Origin of the sequence: Oceanimonas sp. GK1, assembly GCF_000243075.1 — a bacterium.
Lineage (GTDB): Bacteria > Pseudomonadota > Gammaproteobacteria > Enterobacterales > Aeromonadaceae > Oceanimonas.
In genome coordinates, this window is record NC_016745.1 from 1,403,649 (window position 1) to 1,426,680 (window position 23,032).

A 23,032-nucleotide genomic window follows, 5' to 3' on the forward strand; every position below is an offset into this window, starting at 1 on the left:
ACCAGTCCCTGCTCCCAATTCCCTAATCCCCGATATTAAAGGTCGGACTGTTTCTCCGGCCAGTGAGGTAACAATGAAATTTGAACTGGATACCACCGACGGTCGCGCCCGCCGCGGCCGGCTTGTCTTTGACCGGGGCGTGGTGGAAACCCCGGCCTTTATGCCGGTGGGCACCTACGGCACCGTCAAGGGCATGACCCCGGAAGAAGTGGCCGCTACCGGCGCCCATATTCTGCTGGGCAACACCTTTCACCTGTGGATCCGTCCGGGCCAGGAGGTGATGAAGCTGCACGGCGATCTGCACGATTTCATGAACTGGCAGGGGCCCATCCTGACCGACTCCGGCGGTTTTCAGGTGTTCAGCCTGGGCGATATTCGCAAGATCACCGAAGAAGGCGTGCATTTCCGCAACCCGGTGAACGGCGACAAGATTTTCCTCTCTCCCGAAGTGTCCATGGAAATTCAGTACGATCTGGGCTCCGACATCGTGATGATCATGGACGAGTGCACCCCGTACCCGGCCACCTGGGAAGAAGCCAAGAAGTCCATGGAAATGTCCCTGCGCTGGGCCAAACGGTCCCGGGATCATTTCGACAAGCAGGGCAACAAGAACGCCCTGTTCGGCATTATTCAGGGCTCGGTGTACGAAGATCTGCGGGACCAGTCCCTGGAAGGGCTGCTGGAGATCGGCTTTGACGGCTACGCCGTGGGCGGTTTGGCAGTGGGGGAGCCCAAGCACGAGATGCACAAGGTGCTGGAGCACACCTGCCCGAAAATTCCCGAAGACAAGCCCCGCTACCTGATGGGGGTGGGCAAGCCGGAAGATCTGGTGGAAGGGGTGCGCCGGGGTATCGACATGTTCGACTGCGTGATGCCCACCCGCAATGCCCGTAATGGCCATCTGTTCACCACCGACGGCGTGGTGAAAATTCGCAACGCCAAACACAAGACCGACACCGGCCCGCTGGATGCCGATTGCGACTGCTACACCTGTAAAAATTATTCCCGCGCCTATCTGTATCATCTCGACAAGTGCAACGAGATTTTGGGTGCGCGTTTAAACACCATTCACAACCTGCGTTATTACCAGCGGGTGATGGAAGGTTTACGCAGCGCCATTGAGCAGGGTAAATTAGATGACTTTGTGGCAGAGTTCTATCGTCGGCAGGGCAAACCCGTGCCGCCGCTGGGACAGCCAGAACCGACAAGTGAATAACGGCTTTCAACCATAACGAGGAAACTGCAAGAATGGATATTATCTCGAGTGCCTACGCCCAGGGTGGCGGCGCCGCCGGTGGCGGTATGGAAATGATCATCATGCTGGTGGTGTTCGGCCTGATCTTCTATTTCATGATCTTCCGTCCCCAGTCCAAGCGGGTAAAAGAGCACAAGAACCTGATGTCTTCCCTGAGCAAGGGTGACGAGGTGCTGACCAACGGCGGCCTGGTGGGCAAGATTGCCAAGATCTCCGCCGAAAACGACTACGTGGTACTGAGCCTGAGCGAGCAAAATCAGGTGACCATCAAGAAGGACTTCATCACTGCCGTCCTGCCCAAGGGCTCTATCCAGTCCCTCTAATTCTTTCCTGTCGAGGAGCACAGCGTGTTGAATCGATATCCGCTGTGGAAATACTTGATGGTGATCCTGGTGATCACCATCAGTTTTCTTTATGCAGCACCCAACCTGTTTGGTGAAGATCCGGCGCTTCAGGTGTCCGGCAGCCGCGGTACCCAGGTTTCTTCCGACATTCTGGTCAAGGCCCAGCAGAGCCTCAGCCAGGCCGGCATTGAGGTAAAGAGCGCCGCCCTGGAAAACGACCAGCTTCTTATTCGTTTTAGCAATACCGACGACCAGCTCAGGGGCAAGGATCTGGTTGCCGAGGTGCTGGGTGACGATTACATCACCGCCCTCAACCTGGCCCCGTCCACCCCCGCCTGGCTGGAAGCCATCGGTGCCGGCCCGCTTAAGCTGGGTCTGGATTTGCGCGGCGGCGTGCACTTCCTGATGGAAGTGGACATGGACGAGGCCTTGAACCGCGTGCAGGAGCAGACGGTACAGGACTTTCGCACCGAGCTGCGCCAGGAGCGGCTGCGCTACTCCGGCGTGCTGAGCCGGGACGGCGGTACTCAGGTGGTATTCCGTGACGCCGATACCCGCGACAAGGCCATCAGCCATTTGCGCCAGCGCTATCCCGAGCTGGTGTTTACCACTCAGGATAACGGCGACAGCTTTGGCCTGTTGGCGGTGATGAGCGAGCAGCGGCTGAAGGAAGTGAAGGAATACGCCCTGCAGCAGAACATCACCATTATTCGCAACCGGGTCAACGAGCTGGGCGTGGCCGAGCCGCTGGTACAGCGCCAGGGCGCCGACCGCATTGTGGTGCAGTTGCCGGGTATTCAGGATACCGCCCGGGCCAAGGAAATCCTCGGCGCCACCGCCACCCTGGAATTCCGCCTGGTGGACGAGCGCGCCGATGCCGCCGCCGCGGCGGCGGGCAGAGTGCCGCCGGGCAGCGAGCTGTTTACCGATCGTAACGGCCGGGCGGTGGTGCTGCAGCAGCGGGTCATCCTTACCGGTGAACACATCGTCGATGCCAACTCCGGCATGGACGAGTTCAGCCGGCCCCAGGTGAACATCAGCCTGGATGCCCCCGGTGGCAGCCGCATGGCCGACTTCACCAAGGACAACGTGGGCCGGGCCATGGCCACGGTATTTACCGAGTACAAGCCCGCCACCGAGCCCGGTGTCGATGGCAAGCCGAGTCTGCGCAAGGAGCAGGAAGTCATCAACGTGGCCACCATTCAGTCCCGGCTGGGCCGCAGTTTCCGCATCACCGGCATCGACTCCATGGCCGAGGCCCAGAACCTGGCCCTGCTGCTGCGCGCCGGTGCCCTGATTGCGCCCATTCAGATTGTGGAGGAGCGCACCATAGGCCCGAGCCTGGGGCAACAGAACGTGGAAAACGGCCTGATGGCCATGATCTATGGCCTGCTGGCGGTGGTGCTGTTTATGGCCATTTATTACCGCAAGTTCGGCCTGGTGGCCAATCTGGCGCTGCTGGCCAATCTGGTGATCATTATTGGGGTCATGTCCATGGTGCCGGGGGCGACCATGACCCTGCCGGGCATTGCCGGCATCGTGCTCACCATCGGCATGTCGGTGGATGCCAATGTGCTGATCTTCGAGCGTATCCGCGAGGAGTTGCGGGACGGGCGCAGTGTGCAGCAGGCCATTCACATGGGCTATGAAAAGGCCTTTGCCACCATTACCGATGCCAACATCACCACCTTTATCACCGCCATCATTCTGTTTGCGGTCGGCACCGGCCCCATCAAGGGCTTTGCCGTGACCCTGATGATCGGCATTCTGGCTTCCATGTTTACCGCCATTGTCGGTACCCGGGCCCTGGTCAACCTGCTCTGGGGCGGCAAACGTCTCAAGAAGCTGTCGATATGAGGAGTGTGAGCGATGTTTGAGATCCTCAAGACCAAAGAGCCGCTGCCCTTTATGCGTTTTTCAAAGGGCGCCACTGTGCTGTCTCTGGTGCTGATTGCCCTGTGCTTTTTCAGCCTGGCCACCCGGGGGCTGAACTGGGGGCTGGACTTTACCGGTGGCACCGTAGTGGAAGTGGCCTTTGAGCAGGCGGTGGAGCTGGACGCGGTGCGTGCCCGGCTGGATCAGTCCGGCCTGGCGGGCGCCACGGTGCAGCACTTTGGCACCAGCCGTGACCTGCTCATTCGCATGCCGCCCCAGGAGGGCGCTAACGTGCAGCAGCAGGGCGAGGCAGTAATTGCCGCCATGCAGCAGCTGTCGGCGAATGCCGAGATGAAGCGGCTGGAGTTTGTCGGCCCGGCCATTGGCAAGGAGCTGGCGGAGCAGGGGGGCCTGGCCATTCTGGTGGCGCTGCTGTGCATTCTGCTGTACGTAGGCATGCGTTTTGAGTGGCGGCTGGCCTCCGGCGCCGTGCTGTCCCTGGCCCACGACGTGATCATCACCCTGGGGGTGTTTTCCTGGCTGCAAATCGAGGTGGATCTCACCATAGTGGCGGCACTGCTCACCGTGGTGGGTTACTCCCTGAACGACACCATAGTGGTGTTTGACCGGGTACGGGAAAACTTTCGCCGAGTACGCGAGGCCACCACGGCCCGGGTATTTGACGAGGCCATTACCGACACCCTGAGCCGGACCCTGATCACCTCGGCCACCACCCTGGTGGTGGTGGTGGCGCTCTTCATGAAGGGCGGTGCCCTGATCCACGGTTTTGCCACGGCGCTGCTGCTGGGCATTGGCTTTGGTACCTATTCCTCCATCTATATCGCCAGCGCCTGGGCCATGCTGCTCGGGGTCAAACGGGAGCACATGCTGCCGCCGCAGGTGGAAAAAGAAGGCGCGGATCAGGAATCCCTGATGTAATCCGCCCATGCACACAAAAAAGGAGCCTGCAGGCTCCTTTTTTGTGTGCGATATCCATTGACGGCCACGCCGCCGTTTTCGCTGATCGCAGCCCCTCTGCCATGGCGTTGCCGAACGTGCTGCCCGGGCAAAACCTCGGTAAACCGACCCTTGGGCCCCTTTCTGGTGATTGATTGCATTTGCAGCATGACAAACGTCGTGCAGCTGCATAACATGGGGTCATAGAACAAGACAAGTTCGGAGCCTTCTTGAAACACAGACTTTTGCTCGGTCCGCTGGCCCTGTTGGCCATGATGCTGACCGGTTGCAGTGCGCCCAAGGTAGTCACCCCCACCCTGGTGTTACCGGTGCCGATGCAGGTGTCCTACCAAAGTGAACTGGGCATTGCCCGCCTGGGCCAGATGCTCAATGCCCCCGGCCTGACCCCGGAACAGCGGGCCGAGCTGTTTTTTCAGCGCGGTGTGGTGTTTGATCGGGTTGGCCTGCGGGCCATGGCCCGGCTCGACTTCAACCGCGCCCTGCGCGAGCAGCCGGATTTTGCCGACGCCTATAACCTCAATGGTGTCTACCTGACCCAGAACCAGGAGTTCGACGAAGCCTACGAGGCCTTTGACTCGGCACTGGAGCTGGCTCCCGACTATGTCTATGCCAACCTGAACCGGGGCATAGCGCTTTATTATGGCGGACGGCCCGAGCTGGCGGCGCGGGACCTCAAGGTGTTTCTCGATAAGGAGCCAGACGACCCTTATCGTCTGTTGTGGTGGTACCTGGCGCTGGAGCGGGTCGATGCCGATATGGCGCTGGCGCGTCTGGCCGAGCACCGTGCGCAATACGGCACCGAGGAATGGGCCTGGGATATCGTCGATGTCTACCTTGGCATGCTGACGCCCGAAGCGCTGCTCAACCGCATATCCGAACGCAGCCAGGACAATCAGGAGCTGGCGGAAATGCTGTGCGAGGCCTACTTCTATCTGGCCAAGCGGGCGCAGCACAACGGCGAGCCGGAGCAGGCCGAGGTCTACCTCAAGCTGGCGCTGGCCACCAATATCTATGACTTCGTCGAACACCGTTACGCCCTGCTGGAGTTGGATCTGATCGGCCAGCAGGCGCGCCTCAAGCGCTGAGCCGTCCTTGTCACCGGCGTGGTCTGCGGCCACGCCGGTGTGATTTTCTTTACGCACTCGCTTCCTCGCGACCGTGCGCCCCGTCGCGAACTCGGCATCATAACATCTGATTTACCAGCATGACTGTGCTAGAATCCTGCGCCTTGAGCGCAACGGAAACAAAGTCAACATGCTTGAGCAAGTACGCATCGTGCTGGTGAATACCTCCCATACCGGTAACATCGGCTCTGCCGCCCGGGCCATGAAAACCATGGGGCTGAGCGATCTCTGCCTGGTGGATCCGGTCAGCCCGCCCGACGGCCAGTCGGTCGCCCTGGCGGCCGGGGCCAGCGATATTCTCGCCAACGCCCGCACCGTGCCCACCCTGGCCGACGCGGTGGCCGATTGTGGCCTGGTAATCGGCACCAGCGCCCGCTCGCGTACCTGGTCCTGGCCCATGCTCAATGCCCGGGAAGCGGGAGAAAAGGCGATGGCAGAAGCGCCCCGGCACAAGGTGGCGCTGGTGTTCGGCCGGGAGCGTACCGGTCTGACCAATGAAGAGCTGCAGCAGTGTCATTATCATGTGGCCATTCCCGCCAACCCGGAATACAGCTCCCTCAATCTGGCGATGGCAGTACAGACCCTGAGCTACGAAGTGCGCATGGCCTGGCTGGCCGGTGCTCAGGATGAGGCAGTGACAGAAAGTTACCCGCTGGCGTCGGATCTGGAACGGTTTTACGAGCACCTGGAACAGACCTTGCTGGACACCGGCTTTATCATCAAGCCGCACCCGGGCCAGGTAATGACCAAGCTGCGCCGGCTGTTCAACCGGGCCCGGCCCGAAGATCACGAGCTCAACATACTGCGTGGCATCCTCACCTCGGTGCAGCGTCGCATCGCGCAAAAAACCACGGAATAACCGACTGGATTACTGGGGTAAATACTTGACTGAAACACTCGGGTATGACACTCTGACGCCATGTTCGAAAACGGTTTGATGACATGAGACTGACATCGAAAGGTCGCTATGCGGTGACCGCCATGCTGGACGTGGCACTGCATGCCAACGAGGGGCCGGTATCCCTGGCCGACATCTCGGAGCGGCAGGGCATTTCCCTGTCCTATCTTGAACAGCTGTTCTCCCGTCTGCGCAAGCAGGGGCTGGTGAGCAGTGTGCGCGGCCCGGGTGGCGGCTACCTGCTGGGACAGGACGCCAAGAGCATCTCGGTGGGCGCGGTGATCGCCGCCGTCGACGAATCGGTGGACGCGACCAAGTGCCAGGGCAAGGGCGACTGCCATAGCGGCAACCAGTGCCTGACCCACTCCCTGTGGTGTGCCCTGAGCGAGCGGATCAGTAACTTTCTCGATGCCATTAGCCTGGCCGAGCTGGTCAGCCAGAATGAAGTCCGACGCATATCCGGACAGCAAGACCAACATCTGAGCATGCTGAACCTGGAAGAGAAACAGGCTCGGTCTGTGAGCGTTAAAGTTCAACTTTAAAATGTCGATGACAAGACTGCCGTACAGGGCAGCGTTGGAACGGAGAATATGATGAAACTGCCCATTTATCTCGACTATGCGGCTACCTGCCCGGTAGACCCTCGCGTCGCCGAAAAAATGATGCAATACCTGACCCCGGATGGCTTTTTCGGTAACCCGGCTTCCCGCTCCCACCGTTTTGGCTGGCAGGCGGAAGAGGCGGTCGATATCGCCCGGAACCAGATTGCCGACCTGATTAACGCTGACCCGCGGGAAATCGTGTTCACCTCCGGTGCCACCGAGTCCGACAACCTGGCCATCAAGGGCATTGCCCACTTCTATGGCAAGAAGGGCAAGCATATCGTCACCGCCAAAACCGAACACAAGGCGGTGCTGGATCCCTGCCGTCAGCTGGAGCGGGAAGGCTTTGAAGTCACCTACCTCGAGCCCCAGTCCAACGGCCTGTTCACCCTGGAGCAGATTGAAGGCGCCCTGCGTGACGACACAGTGCTGGTGAGCATCATGCACGTCAACAACGAAACCGGTGTGATCCAGGACGTCAAGGCCATCGGCGAGCTGTGCCGCAGCCGCAAAATCATGTTCCACGTGGATGCCGCCCAGAGTGCCGGCAAGATCCCGGTGGACGTCAAGGACATGAACATCGACCTGCTGTCGCTGTCGGCCCACAAGATTTACGGCCCCAAGGGCATCGGCGCTCTCTATGTGTGCCGCAAGCCGCGAGTGCGGCTGGAAGCCCAGATGCACGGCGGCGGCCATGAGCGTGGCATGCGCTCCGGTACCCTGGCCACCCACCAGATCGTGGGCATGGGCGAGGCGTTCCGCATCGCCAAGGAAGAAATGCAGGCCGAGGGCGAGCGCATTCGCGTCCTGCGCGACCGCCTCTTTGAGGGCGTCAAGGACATCGAAGAAGTCTATGTCAACGGCGATCTCGAGCAGCGGGTACCCGGCATTCTCAATATCAGCTTCGCCTACGTGGAAGGCGAGTCCCTGATGATGGCGCTGAAAGATCTGGCGGTGTCCTCCGGCTCGGCCTGTACCTCCGCCAGCCTGGAGCCTTCCTACGTGCTGCGCGCCCTGGGCCTGAACGACGAACTGGCGCACAGCTCCATTCGCTTCAGCATCGGCCGCTTTACCACCGAGGAAGAAATTGACTACGCCGTGCGTCTGGTGAACGAGGCCATCGGCCGCCTGCGGGAAATGTCTCCGCTGTGGGAGATGTTCAAGGATGGCGTGGACCTGGAAAAAGTTGAGTGGGTACACCATTAAGGTGTGACGGACTGCAGAGGAATTGAATCATGGCATACAGCGAAAAAGTAATCGATCACTACGAAAACCCCCGCAACGTCGGCGGTTTCGACAAGAATGACCCCAATGTGGCCACCGGCATGGTGGGCGCTCCAGCCTGTGGCGACGTGATGAAGCTGCAATTGAAGATCAGCGAAGACGGCATCATCGAGGATGCCAAGTTCAAGACCTACGGTTGCGGCTCGGCCATCGCCTCCAGCTCGCTGATCACCGAGTGGGTGAAAGGCAAGAGCCTGGACGAGGCCGCCAGTATCAAAAACACCGACATTGCCGAAGAGCTGGCCCTGCCGCCGGTGAAAATCCACTGCTCCATTCTGGCGGAGGATGCCATCAAGGCGGCCATCGACGATTACAAGCAGAAAAAGAACCTGGCGTAAGACGGAGACATCATGGCGATCACCATTACCGACGCGGCCGCCCAGCGGGTGCAGACCTTTCTGAACAATCGGGGCAGGGGCTTAGGCCTGCGGCTGGGAGTGAAAACCTCCGGCTGCTCCGGCCTGGCCTATGTGCTGGAGTTCGTGGATGAGCTGTCCGAGGGCGACCAGGTGTTCGAGCATGGCGAGGTCAAGGTGATCGTCGACAGCAAGAGCCTGGTTTACCTGGATGGCACCGAGCTGGATTTCGTCAAGGAAGGGCTGAACGAAGGCTTCAAGTTCAACAACCCCAATATCACCGGGGAGTGCGGTTGCGGCGAAAGCTTTAACGTTTAAGGATAGCGGCATGAACTACTTTGAGCTGTTTGACCTGCCCGTCCGGTTTCAACTCGACGGTCAAGCCCTGTCCGAGGCTTACCGCCGGCTGCAAATGCAGTTCCATCCCGATAAGTTCGCCTCCCGCCCCGAGCGGGAGCGTTTGCAGGCGGTACAACAGGCCGCCCGCATCAACGACGCTTTTTCCACCCTCAAGGATCCCCTCGGCCGGGCCGAATATCTGCTGTCACTGCAGGGCGTGGATATTCGCGGCGAGCAGCAAACCCTCAAGGATCCCTCGTTCCTGATGCAGCAAATGGAGTGGCGTGAGCAGCTGGAAGAGATTCCCGCCGCCGCCGATGTGTTTGCCGCCATCATGGCCTTTGAGCGGGAGCTGAAACAGGCTTCGGGCGATTACTACGGCGAGCTGGAACACCAGCTCGACGCCGGCCGTTGGAGTGAGGCCGCCGACACGGTGCGCAAACTCAAATTCATGGCCAAGCTGCACACCGAACTTGAGCGGGTGGAAGACGCCCAGCAGGAATTCTGAATCTCATGGCATTGTTACAAATTTCCGAGCCGGGCCAGAGCGCGGCTCCGCACGAGCACAAGTGGGCCGTTGGCATTGATCTCGGCACCACCAATTCCCTGGTGGCCGTGGTGCGCAGTGGCCTGGCCGACACCCTGCCCGATGAGCGGGGCCGGGAGCTGCTGCCGTCCGTGGTGCACTATACCGCCGACGGCCTGCGGGTCGGCTTTGATGCCAAGCACGAAGCCGAATTTGATCCCCAAAACACCATCGTCTCGGTCAAGCGGCTGCTGGGCAAGGCCCTGGCCGACGTGCCCGTGAACCGGCTGCCCTACGACTTTCGCGATACCGACGCGGGCATTATCGAACTGAACACCCCTCAGGGGGTGGTGAACCCGGTGCAGGTGTCCGCCGAAATTCTTAAAACCCTGAGTGCGCGGGCCGAAGCCGCCCTGGGTAATCCCCTGGAAGGGGCGGTGATCACCGTGCCTGCCTATTTTGATGACGCCCAGCGCCAGGGCACCAAAGACGCGGCCCAACTGGCCGGCCTGAACGTGCTGCGTCTGCTCAACGAGCCGACGGCGGCGGCCATCGCCTACGGTCTGGACTCGGGCCAGGAAGGGGTGATCGCCGTTTATGATCTGGGTGGCGGTACCTTTGATATCTCCATTCTGCGCCTGCACAAAGGGGTGTTTGAAGTGCTGGCCACCGGCGGCGATTCGTCCCTCGGTGGCGACGATTTCGATCATGCCCTAGCCGACTGGATTCAGTCCCGGGCCGGCATCGTAGAGTTGACCCCGGCCCAGCAGCGCAACCTGCTGGATGCGGCCACCGCCGCCAAAATCGCACTGACCGACAGCGACAGTGTCACGGTCAGCTGGGAAGGCTGGCAGGGTGAGCTGACCCGTGAGCAGTTCGATGGGCTTATTCAACCCTGGGTCAACAAAACCCTGATGGCCTGTCGCCGCGCTCTAAAGGACGCCGGTGTGAGTCAGGACGAGGTGCAGCAGGTGGTGATGGTCGGCGGCTCCACCCGGGTGCCGCTGGTGCGCTCGCGGGTCGGCGAGTTCTTTGCCCGTGAACCGCTCACCAGCATTGATCCCGACAAGGTGGTGGCCATCGGTGCCAGCATTCAGGCCGACATTCTTATCGGCAACAAGCCCGACAGCGACATGCTGCTGCTGGACGTTATCCCCCTGTCGCTGGGGCTGGAAACCATGGGGGGTCTGGTGGAAAAGGTGATCCCCCGCAACACCACCATTCCCGTGGCCCGGGCCCAGGAATTCACCACCTTCAAGGACGGCCAGACCGCCATGGCCATTCACGTGGTGCAGGGCGAGCGCGAGCTGGTGGCCGACTGCCGCTCCCTGGCCCGGTTTGTGCTGACCGGCATTCCGCCCATGGCCGCCGGGGCCGCCCATATTCGCGTGACCTTTCAGGTGGATGCCGACGGCCTGCTGTCGGTGAGTGCCATGGAGAAATCTTCCGGCGTGCACGCCAGCATTGAGGTAAAGCCGTCCTACGGCCTGAAGGAAGAAGACATCTCCACCATGCTCAAGGCCTCCTTCGAGCATGCCCAGGAAGACATCGCCGCGCGCATGCTGGCCGAGCAGCGGGTGGAAGCCGCCCGAGTGGTGGAGAACATCATCAGTGCCCTGCATGCCGATGGCGACGCACTGCTCAGCGAACAGGAACGGGCCGACATACTGGCCTCGCTGGACGCGCTGCAACAGGTGGCTCAGGAAGAAGACCCGGACGCCATCAAGCGCGCCATTGAACTGACCGACAAACAAACCGCCGACTTTGCCGCCCGCCGAATGGACGCCTCCATTCGCAAGGCGCTGGCCGGCCAACGAGTGGACAAGGTGTAACGATGCCGAAGATTGTTTTTCTGCCCCATGCCGAGCTTTGCCCCGAGGGGGCCGCCGTTGAGGCTCAAACCGGTGAAACCGTGCTGGACGTGGCGCTGCGCAATGGGATCGACATTGAGCACGCCTGCGAGAAGTCCTGCGCCTGTACCACCTGCCACGTGATTGTACGCGAGGGCTTTGATTCGCTGGAAGAAAGCACCGAGCTGGAAGATGACATGCTGGACAAGGCCTGGGGGCTGGAGCCCGAGTCCCGCCTGGGCTGCCAGGCCCGGGTGGACGACGAGGATCTGGTGGTGGAAATTCCGCGTTATACCGTCAACATGGTGTCGGAAGGTCACTGATCGTCTCACCACAGAGAATGCCGAGGGAAGAAGTCATGAGCCTGAAATGGACCGACAGTCTGGAGATTGCCCTGGCGCTGATGGAGCAGCACCCGGAGGTGGATCCCAAAACCGTGCGCTTTACCGATCTGCACCGGTGGATCTGCGAGCTGGACGAGTTTGATGATGAGCCCGAGCACTCCAACGAACGTATTCTTGAAGCGGTGATCCTGGCCTGGATGGATGAAGTCGACTGAGCCTGCACGCGCCCAAGCATTTTCGAAGCCACAGTGATACTGTGGCTTTTTTCCGTTTTTGATAACCAAACTTATTGTCGATCACACAAGGAGTCATGATGTCCGCGACCATGAAGGTATGGCTGACCACCGACGCCGCGCCGGCCTGCTGGGGCGACAAGGCGCTGCTCAGCTTTCAGAATGACGAGGTACGGGTGCACCTGGGGGAGAACGGTGAGCCGGTACGCCGGGTGCAGCAGGCGGGGCGCAAGCTCGACGGCATGGGGATCAAAAAAGTGGCGCTGTGCGGGGACGACTGGACCCTGGAAAACAGCTGGGCCTTTGCCCAGGGCTTTTACAATGCCAAGGGCGGCCAGCAGCTTGAGCTCGGTGACATGAGCGAAGAGGAGCAGGCCGAGTTCAACGCCCGCCGAACCGCCGTGCACTGGGTACGGGAAATGATCAACGGCACACCCGAAGATGTGTATCCGGCGTCATTGGCCACCGAGGCCGGCAAGTTTATTCAGTCCCTGGCCCCCGAGGCGGTGAGCTACCGCATCTACAGCGGCGAACAGCTCAAGGATCTCGGCCACGTCGGCATTTACGAAGTGGGCCGGGGCAGCAGCCGTCCGCCCACCCTGCTGGAGCTGGACTTCAACCCCGGCGGCAACGCTGACACGCCGGTGGCCGCCTGCCTGGTGGGCAAGGGCATTACCTTTGACTCCGGCGGCTACAGCATCAAGAGCTCCGACGGCATGGCGGTGATGAAGTCCGACATGGGCGGCGCCGCCACCGTGACCGGCGCCCTGGCCCTGGCCATTCAGCGCGGCCTGAGCCAGCGGGTAAAACTGTTTTTATGTTGTGCCGAGAACCTGGTGTCGGGCCATGCCTTCAAGCTGGGGGATATTCTGACTTATCGCAACGGTCTGAGCGTGGAGATCCTCAACACCGACGCTGAGGGCCGGCTGGTGCTGGCCGACGGCCTGCTGGCGGCGACCGACACCGGCGCGCCCTTTATTCTCGATGCCGCCACCCTCACCGGCGCCGCCAAAATGGCCCTGGGCCGGGATTACAATGCCGTGTTCAGCATGAACGACGAGCTGGCGCTGCAAACGGTGCAGGCGGCGAAGGACGAAGGCGAAAAGGCCTGGCCGCTGCCCCTGGAGCCCTTCCATCAGAGCCTGCTGCCTTCTGCCTTTGCCGACATGGCCAACGTGCATGCGGGAGAAGGCCAGGCCGGGGCCTCCACCGCCGCCGCCTTCCTGTCCCGTTTCGTGCCCGACAACGGCCGCAACTGGGTACATATCGACTTGTCCGGCTCGTATCAGAAGGTCCCCAACGAGCTCTGGGCCGCCGGTGGCAAGGGCCACGGCGTGCGCACCATTGCCGCCATGCTGGCCCGGGTGTGTGCAGCCTGAGCCGCAAGAAAAATACACGCAGGCGGTGTTAACTCGCCGCCGCTTTACGTATAATCCGCGCGTTTTTACTGTCGAAAACAGAACCTGTTGATTTAAAGGATACCCCTATGGCTATCGAACGTACCTTTTCCATCGTCAAGCCCGACGCCGTTGCCAAGAACCTGATCGGTGCCATTTATGGCCGTTTTGAGTCTGCCGGCCTGAAAATCGTTGCCTCCAAAATGGTTCACCTGAGCCGTGAGCAGGCTGAAGGTTTCTATGCCGAGCACAGCGAGCGCCCCTTCTTCAAGGCCCTGGTTGACTTCATGACTTCTGGTCCGGTGATGGTGCAGGTGCTGGAAGGTGAAGATGCCATCCGTCGCAACCGCGAAATCATGGGCGCCACCAACCCGGCCGACGCCCTGGCCGGCACCCTGCGTGCCGACTACGCCGACAGCATCGATGAAAACGCCGTACACGGCTCCGATGCCCCGGCTTCCGCTGCCCGCGAAATCGCCTACTTCTTCAGCGACGAAGAAATCTGCCCGCGCACTCGTTAATTCCGAGTCACACGGCAACAAAAAGGAGCTTCGGCTCCTTTTTTTTGTGCTCGAAACAGCGCCTGGCATGGGTTTGCTGTTACTTGTGTATACACTTAATGTGAAAAATGTTTACATTTATAGCAACATAAAAGATGATATTGTCGTGGTTATGGTATACATCATTTAACATATTCAGGGAGTGATCATGAGTACAGCATCACGCGCCACCGCGGCAGGGAATCGCCCGGAAGACGAGAACCTCGGTATTGCGGCCAACATCGCCTATGGCTTTCAGCACGTACTGACCATGTACGGCGGTATTATCGCGGTGCCGCTGATCGTGGGGCAGGCCGCCGGTCTGGCCTCGGCGGAGATTGGCATGCTGATCGCCGCCTCGCTGTTCGTGGGCGGCGCCGCGACCCTGCTGCAGACCCTGGGCATTCGTTTCTTCGGTTGCCAGTTGCCCCTGGTACAGGGCGTGTCCTTTGCCAGCGTGGCCACCATAGTGGCCATCGTCACCTCCGGCGGCGGCCTGCCCTCGGTGTTCGGCGCCGTGATCGGTGCGGCGCTGATTGGCCTGCTGATCACGCCGGTGTTTTCCAGGATCATCAAGTTCTTTCCCCCCCTGGTGACCGGGGCGGTGATCACCACCATCGGTCTGACCCTGATGCCGGTGGCGGCCCGCTGGGCCATGGGAGGCAACAGCCAGGCCGAGGACTTCGGCAGCATGACCAACATCGGGCTGGCCGGGGCCACCCTGGCCATCGTGCTGGTACTGAGCAAGCTGGGCAATGCCGCCATCAGCCGGCTGTCCATTCTGCTGGCCATGGTGATCGGCACCCTGCTGGCCTGGTTCCTGGGGCTGGTGGATTTCTCCCGGGTGCTGGAAGGGCCGGTGTTTGCCTTTCCCACGCCGTTCCACTTTGGCATGCCGGTGTTTGAGCTGGCCGCCATCATTTCCATGCTGATCGTGGTGCTGGTGATCCTGGTGGAAACCTCCGCCGATATTCTGGCGGTGGGTGACATTATCGACACCAGGGTGGACTCCCGTCGTCTGGGTGACGGCCTGCGCGCCGACATGATCTCCAGCGCCATTGCGCCCATGTTCGGCTCCTTTACCCAGAGCGCCTTTGCCCAGAACGTGGGCCTGGTGGCGGTGACCGGCGTCAAGAGCCGTTATGTGGTGGCCGCGGCCGGCGGCATTCTGGTGACCCTGGGCCTGCTGCCCATCATGGGCCGCATTATCGCCACCGTGCCCACCGCCGTGCTGGGCGGCGCCGGTATCGTGCTGTTCGGCACCGTGGCCGCCAGCGGCATTCGCACCCTGGCCAAGGTGAACTACACCAACAACATGAACCTGATCATCGTGGCGACCTCCATCGGCTTTGGCATGCTGCCCATCGCGGCCCCGAGCTTCTATCATCATTTTCCGGACTGGTTCGCCACCATCTTCCATTCCGGCATCAGCTCCACCGCCATCATGGCCATTGTGCTGAACCTGTTGTTCAACCACTTCAGCCTGGGCAACTCCGACAAGCAGTCGGTGTTCGCCGCCGGCACCGAGCGAACCATTCGCCAGGAAGACATCGCCTTTCTCAACGACGGTGACTACTTTCTCGACGGCAAGCTGTACGATGCCGACGGTAACGAGGTGACCATAGCGGCAGGCAAGGGACGTTCCGGCAAGCAGCCGGCCCTGAAGCCGGTGGCCGCCAGCCACTGACCGCGGCTTTTCCACTTCTGCTCAAGGCCGCCCCGGGCGGCCTTTTTCATGGGTAGCGCATGGCACCGGTTGCGCCTGCCACTGGCAACCCAATGCTAAACTCTGTACAATTTCGCGCCCTGTGGGCTCTGGTCATAACGCGTGAGGCAACCGATGAGTGAAACCAAAATCAATCTGCTGGATCTGGATCGTGACGGCATGCGTGAACTTTTTCACGAAATGGGGGAAAAGCCCTTTCGTGCCGATCAGGTGATGAAGTGGATTTATCACTTTGGTTGTGACGACTTTGATCAGATGACCAACATCAACAAGGTACTGCGGGGCAAACTCAAGGAGCGCGCCGAAATTCGCGCCCCGGAGATCACCGTCGAGAAGAAATCCGCCGACGGCACCATCAAGTGGGCCATGCAGGTGGGCGATCAGGAAGTGGAAACCGTCTACATTCCCGACGGCGACCGCGCCACCCTGTGCGTGTCGTCCCAGGTGGGCTGTGCCCTGGACTGCAAATTCTGCTCCACCGCCCAGCAGGGCTTCAACCGCAACCTCAAGGTGTCGGAGATCATCGGCCAGGTGTGGCGTGCCGCCAGCCGGGTCGGCTTTGTGCGGGACTCCGGCCGCAAGCCGATCACCAACGTGGTGATGATGGGCATGGGCGAGCCGCTGCTCAACCTCAACAATGTGGTGCCGGCCATGCGGCTGATGCTGGAAGATTATGGCTTTGGCCTGTCCAAGCGGCGGGTGACCCTGTCTACTTCCGGCGTGGTGCCGGCGCTGGACAAGCTGGCCGACATGATAGACGTGGCCCTGGCGGTTTCGCTGCACGCGCCCAACGACCAGCTGCGTTCCGAGATCATGCCGATCAACGACAAGTACAATATTGCCGAGCTGATTGCCAGTATTCGTCGCTACCTGGCCGTCTCCAACGCCAACCACGGCAAGGTGACCATCGAATACGTGCTGCTTGATCATGTCAACGACGACATGCAGCATGCCCACGAGCTGGCCGAGCTGCTGAAGGACTTGCCCTGCAAGATCAACCTGATCCCGTTCAATCCGTTTCCGGGCAACCCCTACGGCAAGCCCAGCAACAGCCGTATTGACCGCTTCAACAAGGTGCTGATGCAGTACGGCAATACCGTGACCATTCGCAAAACCCGGGGCGATGACATCGACGCGGCCTGCGGCCAGCTGGTGGGCGACGTCATCGACCGCACCAAGCGCACCCTGAAAAAACGGATGCAGGAACAAACTATATCCGTCACAATGGTTTAACTTCAAAATCACTGGCGAGTAAGGGAATGGCAAAGGCCGTTTGGTGGCCGGCACTACTGATGGCAACTGCCCTGGCCGGCTGCGTCAGCGAAACCGTTCACCTCAGTCAGGGCCGGCAAACCGGGGAGGTGGTGTTCGCGCCTTCCCAGGCGGCCCTGACCAGAATGAACCTGGGCCTGGAATACCTGCGCCGGGGCGATACCGGTCAGGCCAAGTTCAATCTGGAACGAGCCCTGTCCCAGGATGCCAGCAATCCCGACATTCACCTGGCCCTGGCATACTTTTTTCAGACCGTGTCGGAGTACGACAAGGCCGAACAGCATTACCGCACCCTGCTGCGCCTTGCACCGCAACATGGCGATGGATTGAACAATTACGGCGCTTTTCTGTGTGATCGGGAACGATTTGAGGAGGCCGATGTCATGTTCAGGAAGGCCGTGGCGGTGTTTGGCTACGCCAAAGTGGCCGATACCCTTGAAAACGCCGCCCTTTGCGCCCTTGAAGGGGGCCGTGACGAGGCTGCAGCAGAGTATTTCCGCCGGGCGCTGGAATACAGCCCGGGCCGCTCCCGGGCCCTGCTCGGCATGGCCGGGCTGGAGCTCGAGCGGGGCGAGCCGGGGTTTGCCCAGCATTATCTTGACCGTTACCGGCAACGGCATTCACCCACTGCGCAGAGTTTATGGCTGACAGTGCGTACCGCACAGGCACGGGGACAGGGCAAGCAGGCCCGTCAGGCCGGTGCCGAGCTGGTACGTTTATTTCCGGATTCAGAACAGGCCGAGCGATTGCTGACCCATGACAATTAACGAAGAGCAGCCCCTGAACGGGGCAGAACCCGAAGCCGGTCATTCAGGCCCGGGCGCCATATTGCGCCAGGCGCGCGAAGGCCGGGGCTGGAGCCAGAATGAAGTGGCGCGCCGGCTCAATCTGAGAGTGGCGGTGATTGAGTCCATCGACAGTGATCATTACAAGGCCGGCGTGGCCATGACGTTTTTGCGTGGTTACGTCAAGGCCTATGCCCGCTTGGTGGGGGTGAGCGAGCAGCAGGCACTGGTGGCCTTTGATGGCATGGCCGGCATGGAGCAACTGCGCAGTGCCGGCCCGGCGCCGATGCAGAGCTTTTCCAAAAAGACCCGCCAGCAGGCCAGTGACAAGTGGCTGAAACGCATCAGCTGGCTGGTGCTGCTGGGGCTGCTGGTTTCCCTGGTATTCTGGTGGTGGCAAAACAGCGGCGCCGGTTACCTTGTGACCGAGCCGGCGAGCCAGCCGGGCATGTCGGCCGAGCCCGCGCCGGCTGAAGTGCCGCCGCTGACGGTGCCGGATATCGCCGCGCCGGACGCCCCCGTGGCAGAGGCGCTGATGCCGGAGGCTACCCAGCCGGTGCCGGACACCCTGCCAGAAGCCGTACCCGCCGGGGCGCCGACTTCCGAAAGCGCCCCGGCCGTTGAGGCCGCTCCGGACGCAACCGCGGTCCCGGCCGGACCCGTGGCGGCCGAGGCGGTCAGCGAGCCGGCCGCCGAAGCAGCCCCGGAGCCCGTGGCCGATCCCGGACTGCTGGTGCTGGGCTTTAGCGCCGACTGCTGGATCAAGGTCACCGATGCCGAAGGCCGGGTGTTGTCGGAAGGGGTTAAAACCGCCGCCGACCGCCTGGAGCTCAAGGGGACGCCGCCGTTCCGGCTGGTGCTGGGCGCGCCCCAGGCGGCCCGGGTGGAATACCTGAACCAGGCGGTAGACCTGACCGCCTTTCGCGCCGGCCGGGTTGCCCGCCTGACCGTTCCGCAATCCTGATGTAACGAACAAGAGCAAACCATGTCCCAACACGAATCTCCCATTATTCGCCGCAAGTCCAAGCAAATTCGTGTCGGCTCCGTGCTGGTGGGGGGGGATGCCCCCATCAGCGTGCAGACCATGACCAACACCCTGACCACCGACGTGGAAGCCACCCTGGCCCAGATTCGGGCGGTGGAAAAGGCCGGTGCCGACATAGTGCGGGTCTCCGTGCCCACCATGGAGGCGGCGGAAGCCTTCAGAGCCATTCGCGCCGGCACCGCCATGCCGCTGGTGGCCGATATTCATTTCGATTACCGCATCGCCCTGCAGGTGGCGGAATACGGTGCCGACTGCCTGCGCATCAACCCGGGCAACATCGGCCGGGAAGACAGGATCCGTGCCGTGGTGGACTGCGCCCGGGACAAGGGCATTCCCATTCGCATTGGGGTCAACGGCGGCTCATTGGAAAAGGATCTGCAGGAAAAATACGGTGAGCCCACCCCCGCCGCGCTGGTGGAATCGGCCCTGCGCCACGTCGATATCCTCGACCGGCTCAACTTCGACCAGTTCAAGGTGAGTGTGAAGGCTTCCGACGTCTTCCTGGCGGTGGGCGCCTACCGGGAGCTGGCCCGCCAGATTGAGCAGCCCCTGCACCTGGGCATTACCGAGGCCGGCGGCTTTCGCAGCGGCGCGGTCAAGTCCGCCATTGGCCTGGGCATGCTGCTGGCCGAGGGCATTGGCGACACCCTGCGCATTTCCCTCGCTGCCGATCCGGTGGAAGAGGTCAAGGTCGGTTTTGACATTCTCAAGTCCCTGCGCATTCGTGCCCGGGGCATCAACTTCATCGCCTGCCCGTCCTGCTCCCGTCAGGAGTTCGATGTCATCGGCACCGTCAATGCCCTGGAAAGCCGGCTGGAAGACATCGTCACGCCCATGGACGTGTCCATTATCGGCTGTGTGGTCAACGGCCCGGGCGAGGCCCTGGTGTCCGATCTGGGGCTGGCCGGCGCCCAGCGCAAAAGTGCCTTCTACGAGGATGGCGAGCGGGTTGACCGGCTCGACAACACCGCCCTGGTGGATGCCCTGGAAGCGCGCATTCGCGCCAAGGTTGCCATGATGGATCCCGCCGCCCGCATTCCGGTGCAGGACAAGGACTGAGCCCGCTTTTTACTTATCGATTCAGAACAGAGATTTTTTTGTGGCCAAACAAATTCAAGCAATTCGAGGAATGAACGACTGCCTGCCGGAGCAGACCCCGGCCTGGCAACAGGCGGAAGCCGTGCTGCGCAACACCATGAGCGCCTACGGTTACAGCGAAATCCGCCTGCCCATCATGGAAGTCACCGGGCTGTTTCAGCGTGCCATCGGTGAAGTCACCGACGTGGTGGAAAAGGAAATGTACACCTTTGAGGATCGCAGCGGTGACAGCCTGACCCTGCGCCCCGAAGGCACCGCCGGCTGCGTGCGTGCCGGCATTGAGCACGGCCTGCTGTACAACCAGGAACGGCGCATGTGGTACATGGGCCCCATGTTCCGTTACGAACGGCCGCAAAAGGGCCGCTACCGCCAGTTTCACCAGTTCGGGGTGGAGGTGTTCGGCCTGAATGGCCCGGACATCGACGCCGAGCTGATTATGCTCACCGCCCGCCTGTGGAAGGCCCTGGGGGTGACCGAGCACCTGACCCTGCAGCTCAACAGCCTGGGCCAGCCCGAAGAGCGGGCCGCATACCGCCAGGCCCTGGTGGACTTTTTGCAGCAGCACGAAGAGCGCCTGGACGAAGACTGCCGCCGGCGCATGCACACCAACCCGCTGCGGGTACTCGACAGCAAGAACCCTGAAGTCCAGGCGCTGCTGGCGGACGCCCCGGTGCTGTCCGACTATTTCGGCGAAGCCACCCGCGCCCACTTTGAGGGGCTGCAGGCGCTGCTGAGTGCCGCCGGCATCGCCTTTGACATCAATCCGCGACTGGTGCGCGGCCTCGACTATTACAACCTCACCGTGTTCGAGTGGGTGACCGAGAGCCTGGGCGCCCAGGGCACCGTCTGTGGCGGTGGCCGCTACGACGGCCTGGTGGAGCAGCTGGGCGGCCAGGCCACCCCGGCGGTGGGCTTTGCCATGGGCATGGAGCGGCTGGTGTTGCTGCTCGAAACCCTGAATCTGGTGCCGGACGAGCCGGCCCAGGCCGATGTGTACGTGGCCATGATGGGCGAGAGCACGCGGGTGGCGGGCTTTGCCCTGGCCGAACGGCTGCGGGACGAACTGCCGGCGCTGCGCGTCATGAGCCACTGCGGCGGCGGCAACTTCAAGAAACAACTCAAGCGGGCCGACAAAAGCGGCGCCGCCGTGGCGCTGATCATTGGCGAGGACGAAGTCGTTAATGGTCAGGTGACGGTGAAATACCTGCGTGGCCAGGGCGAGCAACAGACCCTGGCCCAAAGCGAGCTGGTCGCACTACTCAAACAGAAGGGGATTTGAGTTGGATATTTACAGCACGGAAGATCAACAGATTGAAGCCATCAAGCGCTGGTGGCAGGAATACGGCAAGGCCATCATTCTGGGCTCTGCCATCGGCCTGGCGGGCCTGTTTGGCTGGCGCTATTACCTGAGTCAGCAGCTGGAAAGCCGCGCCGCCGGCGCCGAAGCCTTTGAGCAGGTGAGCCGGGAGCTGGCCACCCGCGGCAGCGAGGCCTTTGACAGTACCGCCGCCTTTGTCAGCGCCAACCAGGGCAACAGCTATGGTGAGCTGGCCGCCCTGCTGCTGGCCGCCGAAGCGGTGAAAGCCAATGACCTGGCCCTGGCCAGCGCACAACTGGAGCAGGCGCTGGCCGGTACCGACGATGCGGTGCTGCGCAATACCATAGGGCTGCGCCTGGCCCGGGTGCTGATTGCCCGTGGTGAGTACGAGGCCGCCCAAAGCCGGCTCGACCAGGTGAGCGGTGAGGCCTTTGCCGCCCAGAAGCTGGAAGTGCAGGGCGATTTGTATCTGGCGCAGCAACAGCCTGCCGAGGCCCATGATGCCTATGAACAGGCGCGCAGTGCCGGCGGCGTGGGAGAAAATCCGGCGCTGACGCTCAAGCTCGACCACCTGGCCACGCCGGCTCGGCAGGGAGAATAAGCATGAGCAGAGTGTTGCATTCCTTACTTCCCCTGACCCTGGCACTGGGCCTTGCAGCCTGCTCCAGCCAGGCTCCGGTGGCACCGGCCAGCCCGCTGCCCGATATCGATAACGCCTTTGATCCCGATACCCGCTGGTCGGCCTCGGTGGGCAAGGGGGTGGGCGATTACTATTCCCAGCTCAGCCCGGTGGTGGACGGAGACCGCCTGTTTGCCGCGTCCCGGGACGGGGTGCTCAAGGCCTTTGACCGGACCAGCGGCGATGAGCGGTGGGAAATCGAGCTGGATGAACTGGCCATTAACAAGAACCAGCGCAGCCCGCGGATTGCCGGCGGTCTGACCGCCGCCTACGGCAACCTGTATTTCGGCTCGGAAAACGGCGTGGTGTATGCCGTGTCTCAGTCCGACGGCGCCCTGCTGTGGACCCAGAATGTACCCGGCGAAGTGCTGGCGGCGCCGGCGGTGGACGAGGGCAAGGTGGTGGTGCACACCAGTGCCGGCAACCTGGTGGCGCTGGATGCTACCAGCGGCGAGCAGCAGTGGCTGTTGCGCAACGAGCAGCCCAGCCTGACCCTGCGCAGCATGGCCACGCCCGTCACCGCCGGTGGCGCCGTGCTTTACGGCCGGGCCGACGGCCGCTTGGGCATCGCCCTGCTGGCCAACGGCCAGCCGGTGCGCGATACCCGTATCGCCAGCCCCAGAGGCGCCACCGAGCTGGAGCGGATGGTGGACGTGGCGGCCCGACCGGTGATCCTGGGCGATATTCTGTTCACGATCGCCTATAATGGCCAGCTGACCGCGCACCAGCTGATTTCCGGCCAGCAATTGTGGAAGCGCCAGTACCAGGGCTCGGAAGACTTGAGCACCGACGGCCGCCTGCTGTATATCACCGACAGCCGCAGCCACCTGTTTGCGGTGGATGCCCGCAGCGGCAGTGAAGCCTGGTCCAACACCGAGCTGGAAAACCGCAACCTGACTGCCCCCGTGGTGTTTGGCGAATACCTGGTGGTGGGCGATGCCGACGGTTACCTGTTTTGGCTGGATCGCGCCACCGGCGCCATTGTGGCGCTGGAGCGGATTGACCGCGCCGGCCTGTATGCAGCACCGGTCGTGGCCGGCAATACCCTTTATGTGCAAAGCCGCGATGGCGATTTGGTGGCGATAGGCCAGCCCTGATCCTGCTGAACACGTGGCCCACCGGCTCCTGATTCCAAGATTCAGGAGCCGTTATTGTTTTTCGGAGA

The 23,032-nt window shown here is 61.8% G+C and carries 24 protein-coding genes; all 24 read left to right on the forward strand.

Annotation, left to right across the window (positions count from 1 at the left end; all coding sequences use genetic code 11):
* The first annotated feature begins 73 nt into the window (after positions 1-73).
* The 24 genes from tgt (at position 74) to bamB (ending at position 22,964) form a co-directional block, all read left to right on the forward strand.
* A complete protein-coding gene (gene tgt / locus GU3_RS06765; protein ID WP_014291779.1) occupies positions 74-1,216 on the forward strand; it encodes a tRNA guanosine(34) transglycosylase Tgt in 1,143 nt (380 codons plus the stop codon).
* A 32-nt stretch (positions 1,217-1,248) separates the two neighbouring features.
* Positions 1,249-1,578, forward strand: a complete 330-nt coding sequence (yajC, locus tag GU3_RS06770) for a preprotein translocase subunit YajC (RefSeq protein ID WP_014291780.1) — start codon at positions 1,249-1,251, stop codon at positions 1,576-1,578.
* Positions 1,579-1,602: 24 nt separating this feature from the next.
* Complete coding sequence (gene secD / locus GU3_RS06775; protein WP_014291781.1) at positions 1,603-3,456, forward strand: protein translocase subunit SecD; 1,854 nt, start codon at positions 1,603-1,605, stop codon at positions 3,454-3,456.
* Between the two features lie 12 nt (positions 3,457-3,468).
* Positions 3,469-4,413, forward strand: a complete 945-nt coding sequence (gene secF / locus GU3_RS06780) for a protein translocase subunit SecF (RefSeq protein ID WP_014291782.1) — start codon at positions 3,469-3,471, stop codon at positions 4,411-4,413.
* A gap of 248 nt (positions 4,414-4,661) precedes the next feature.
* A complete protein-coding gene (gene nlpI / locus GU3_RS06785) occupies positions 4,662-5,537 on the forward strand; it encodes a lipoprotein NlpI (RefSeq protein WP_148265862.1) in 876 nt (291 codons plus the stop codon).
* Between the two features lie 169 nt (positions 5,538-5,706).
* Positions 5,707-6,435, forward strand: coding sequence for a tRNA (cytosine(32)/uridine(32)-2'-O)-methyltransferase TrmJ (trmJ, locus tag GU3_RS06790; RefSeq protein ID WP_014291784.1), 729 nt, complete (start codon positions 5,707-5,709; stop codon positions 6,433-6,435).
* Between the two features lie 83 nt (positions 6,436-6,518).
* Positions 6,519-7,016: a Fe-S cluster assembly transcriptional regulator IscR gene (iscR, locus tag GU3_RS06795; protein WP_014291785.1), complete on the forward strand. Its 498-nt coding sequence runs from the start codon at positions 6,519-6,521 to the stop codon at positions 7,014-7,016.
* 51 nt (positions 7,017-7,067) lie between these two features.
* Positions 7,068-8,282, forward strand: coding sequence for an IscS subfamily cysteine desulfurase (locus tag GU3_RS06800; RefSeq protein ID WP_014291786.1), 1,215 nt, complete (start codon positions 7,068-7,070; stop codon positions 8,280-8,282).
* A gap of 29 nt (positions 8,283-8,311) precedes the next feature.
* Positions 8,312-8,698, forward strand: coding sequence for a Fe-S cluster assembly scaffold IscU (iscU, locus tag GU3_RS06805; protein WP_014291787.1), 387 nt, complete (start codon positions 8,312-8,314; stop codon positions 8,696-8,698).
* A gap of 12 nt (positions 8,699-8,710) precedes the next feature.
* Positions 8,711-9,034: an iron-sulfur cluster assembly protein IscA gene (gene iscA / locus GU3_RS06810; RefSeq protein WP_014291788.1), complete on the forward strand. Its 324-nt coding sequence runs from the start codon at positions 8,711-8,713 to the stop codon at positions 9,032-9,034.
* A 10-nt stretch (positions 9,035-9,044) separates the two neighbouring features.
* Positions 9,045-9,563 carry a co-chaperone HscB gene (hscB, locus tag GU3_RS06815; RefSeq protein WP_014291789.1) on the forward strand — a complete coding sequence of 173 codons (519 nt, stop codon included), beginning with the start codon at positions 9,045-9,047 and terminating at the stop codon, positions 9,561-9,563.
* Positions 9,564-9,568: 5 nt separating this feature from the next.
* Positions 9,569-11,413, forward strand: coding sequence for a Fe-S protein assembly chaperone HscA (hscA, locus tag GU3_RS06820; protein ID WP_014291790.1), 1,845 nt, complete (start codon positions 9,569-9,571; stop codon positions 11,411-11,413).
* 2 nt (positions 11,414-11,415) lie between these two features.
* Complete coding sequence (fdx, locus tag GU3_RS06825; RefSeq protein ID WP_014291791.1) at positions 11,416-11,754, forward strand: ISC system 2Fe-2S type ferredoxin; 339 nt, start codon at positions 11,416-11,418, stop codon at positions 11,752-11,754.
* A gap of 35 nt (positions 11,755-11,789) precedes the next feature.
* Positions 11,790-11,990: a Fe-S cluster assembly protein IscX gene (gene iscX / locus GU3_RS06830; RefSeq protein WP_014291792.1), complete on the forward strand. Its 201-nt coding sequence runs from the start codon at positions 11,790-11,792 to the stop codon at positions 11,988-11,990.
* Positions 11,991-12,088: 98 nt separating this feature from the next.
* A complete protein-coding gene (pepB, locus tag GU3_RS06835) occupies positions 12,089-13,387 on the forward strand; it encodes an aminopeptidase PepB (RefSeq protein ID WP_041543001.1) in 1,299 nt (432 codons plus the stop codon).
* A gap of 107 nt (positions 13,388-13,494) precedes the next feature.
* Positions 13,495-13,926, forward strand: a complete 432-nt coding sequence (gene ndk, locus GU3_RS06840) for a nucleoside-diphosphate kinase (RefSeq protein ID WP_014291794.1) — start codon at positions 13,495-13,497, stop codon at positions 13,924-13,926.
* A gap of 187 nt (positions 13,927-14,113) precedes the next feature.
* The gene (locus GU3_RS06845) at positions 14,114-15,631 is read left to right on the forward strand and encodes a nucleobase:cation symporter-2 family protein (protein WP_014291795.1); all 1,518 of its coding nucleotides are present in this window, start codon (positions 14,114-14,116) and stop codon (positions 15,629-15,631) included.
* 153 nt (positions 15,632-15,784) lie between these two features.
* Positions 15,785-16,903: a bifunctional tRNA (adenosine(37)-C2)-methyltransferase TrmG/ribosomal RNA large subunit methyltransferase RlmN gene (locus tag GU3_RS06850; protein ID WP_014291796.1), complete on the forward strand. Its 1,119-nt coding sequence runs from the start codon at positions 15,785-15,787 to the stop codon at positions 16,901-16,903.
* A 26-nt stretch (positions 16,904-16,929) separates the two neighbouring features.
* A complete protein-coding gene (gene pilW / locus GU3_RS06855; RefSeq protein ID WP_148265863.1) occupies positions 16,930-17,709 on the forward strand; it encodes a type IV pilus biogenesis/stability protein PilW in 780 nt (259 codons plus the stop codon).
* The gene (gene rodZ / locus GU3_RS06860) at positions 17,699-18,691 is read left to right on the forward strand and encodes a cytoskeleton protein RodZ (RefSeq protein WP_014291798.1); all 993 of its coding nucleotides are present in this window, start codon (positions 17,699-17,701) and stop codon (positions 18,689-18,691) included. Before pilW ends, rodZ begins: the two co-directional genes overlap by 11 nt.
* Before the next feature lie 21 nt (positions 18,692-18,712).
* Positions 18,713-19,831: a flavodoxin-dependent (E)-4-hydroxy-3-methylbut-2-enyl-diphosphate synthase gene (ispG, locus tag GU3_RS06865; RefSeq protein WP_014291799.1), complete on the forward strand. Its 1,119-nt coding sequence runs from the start codon at positions 18,713-18,715 to the stop codon at positions 19,829-19,831.
* A gap of 40 nt (positions 19,832-19,871) precedes the next feature.
* Positions 19,872-21,149 carry a histidine--tRNA ligase gene (gene hisS / locus GU3_RS06870; protein WP_014291800.1) on the forward strand — a complete coding sequence of 426 codons (1,278 nt, stop codon included), beginning with the start codon at positions 19,872-19,874 and terminating at the stop codon, positions 21,147-21,149.
* A 1-nt stretch (position 21,150) separates the two neighbouring features.
* Positions 21,151-21,789 (forward strand): tetratricopeptide repeat protein, encoded by a 639-nt coding sequence (locus GU3_RS06875; RefSeq protein WP_014291801.1) that lies wholly within the window; start codon positions 21,151-21,153, stop codon positions 21,787-21,789.
* Between the two features lie 2 nt (positions 21,790-21,791).
* Positions 21,792-22,964: an outer membrane protein assembly factor BamB gene (bamB, locus tag GU3_RS06880; protein WP_014291802.1), complete on the forward strand. Its 1,173-nt coding sequence runs from the start codon at positions 21,792-21,794 to the stop codon at positions 22,962-22,964.
* The last annotated feature ends 68 nt before the right edge of the window (positions 22,965-23,032 follow it).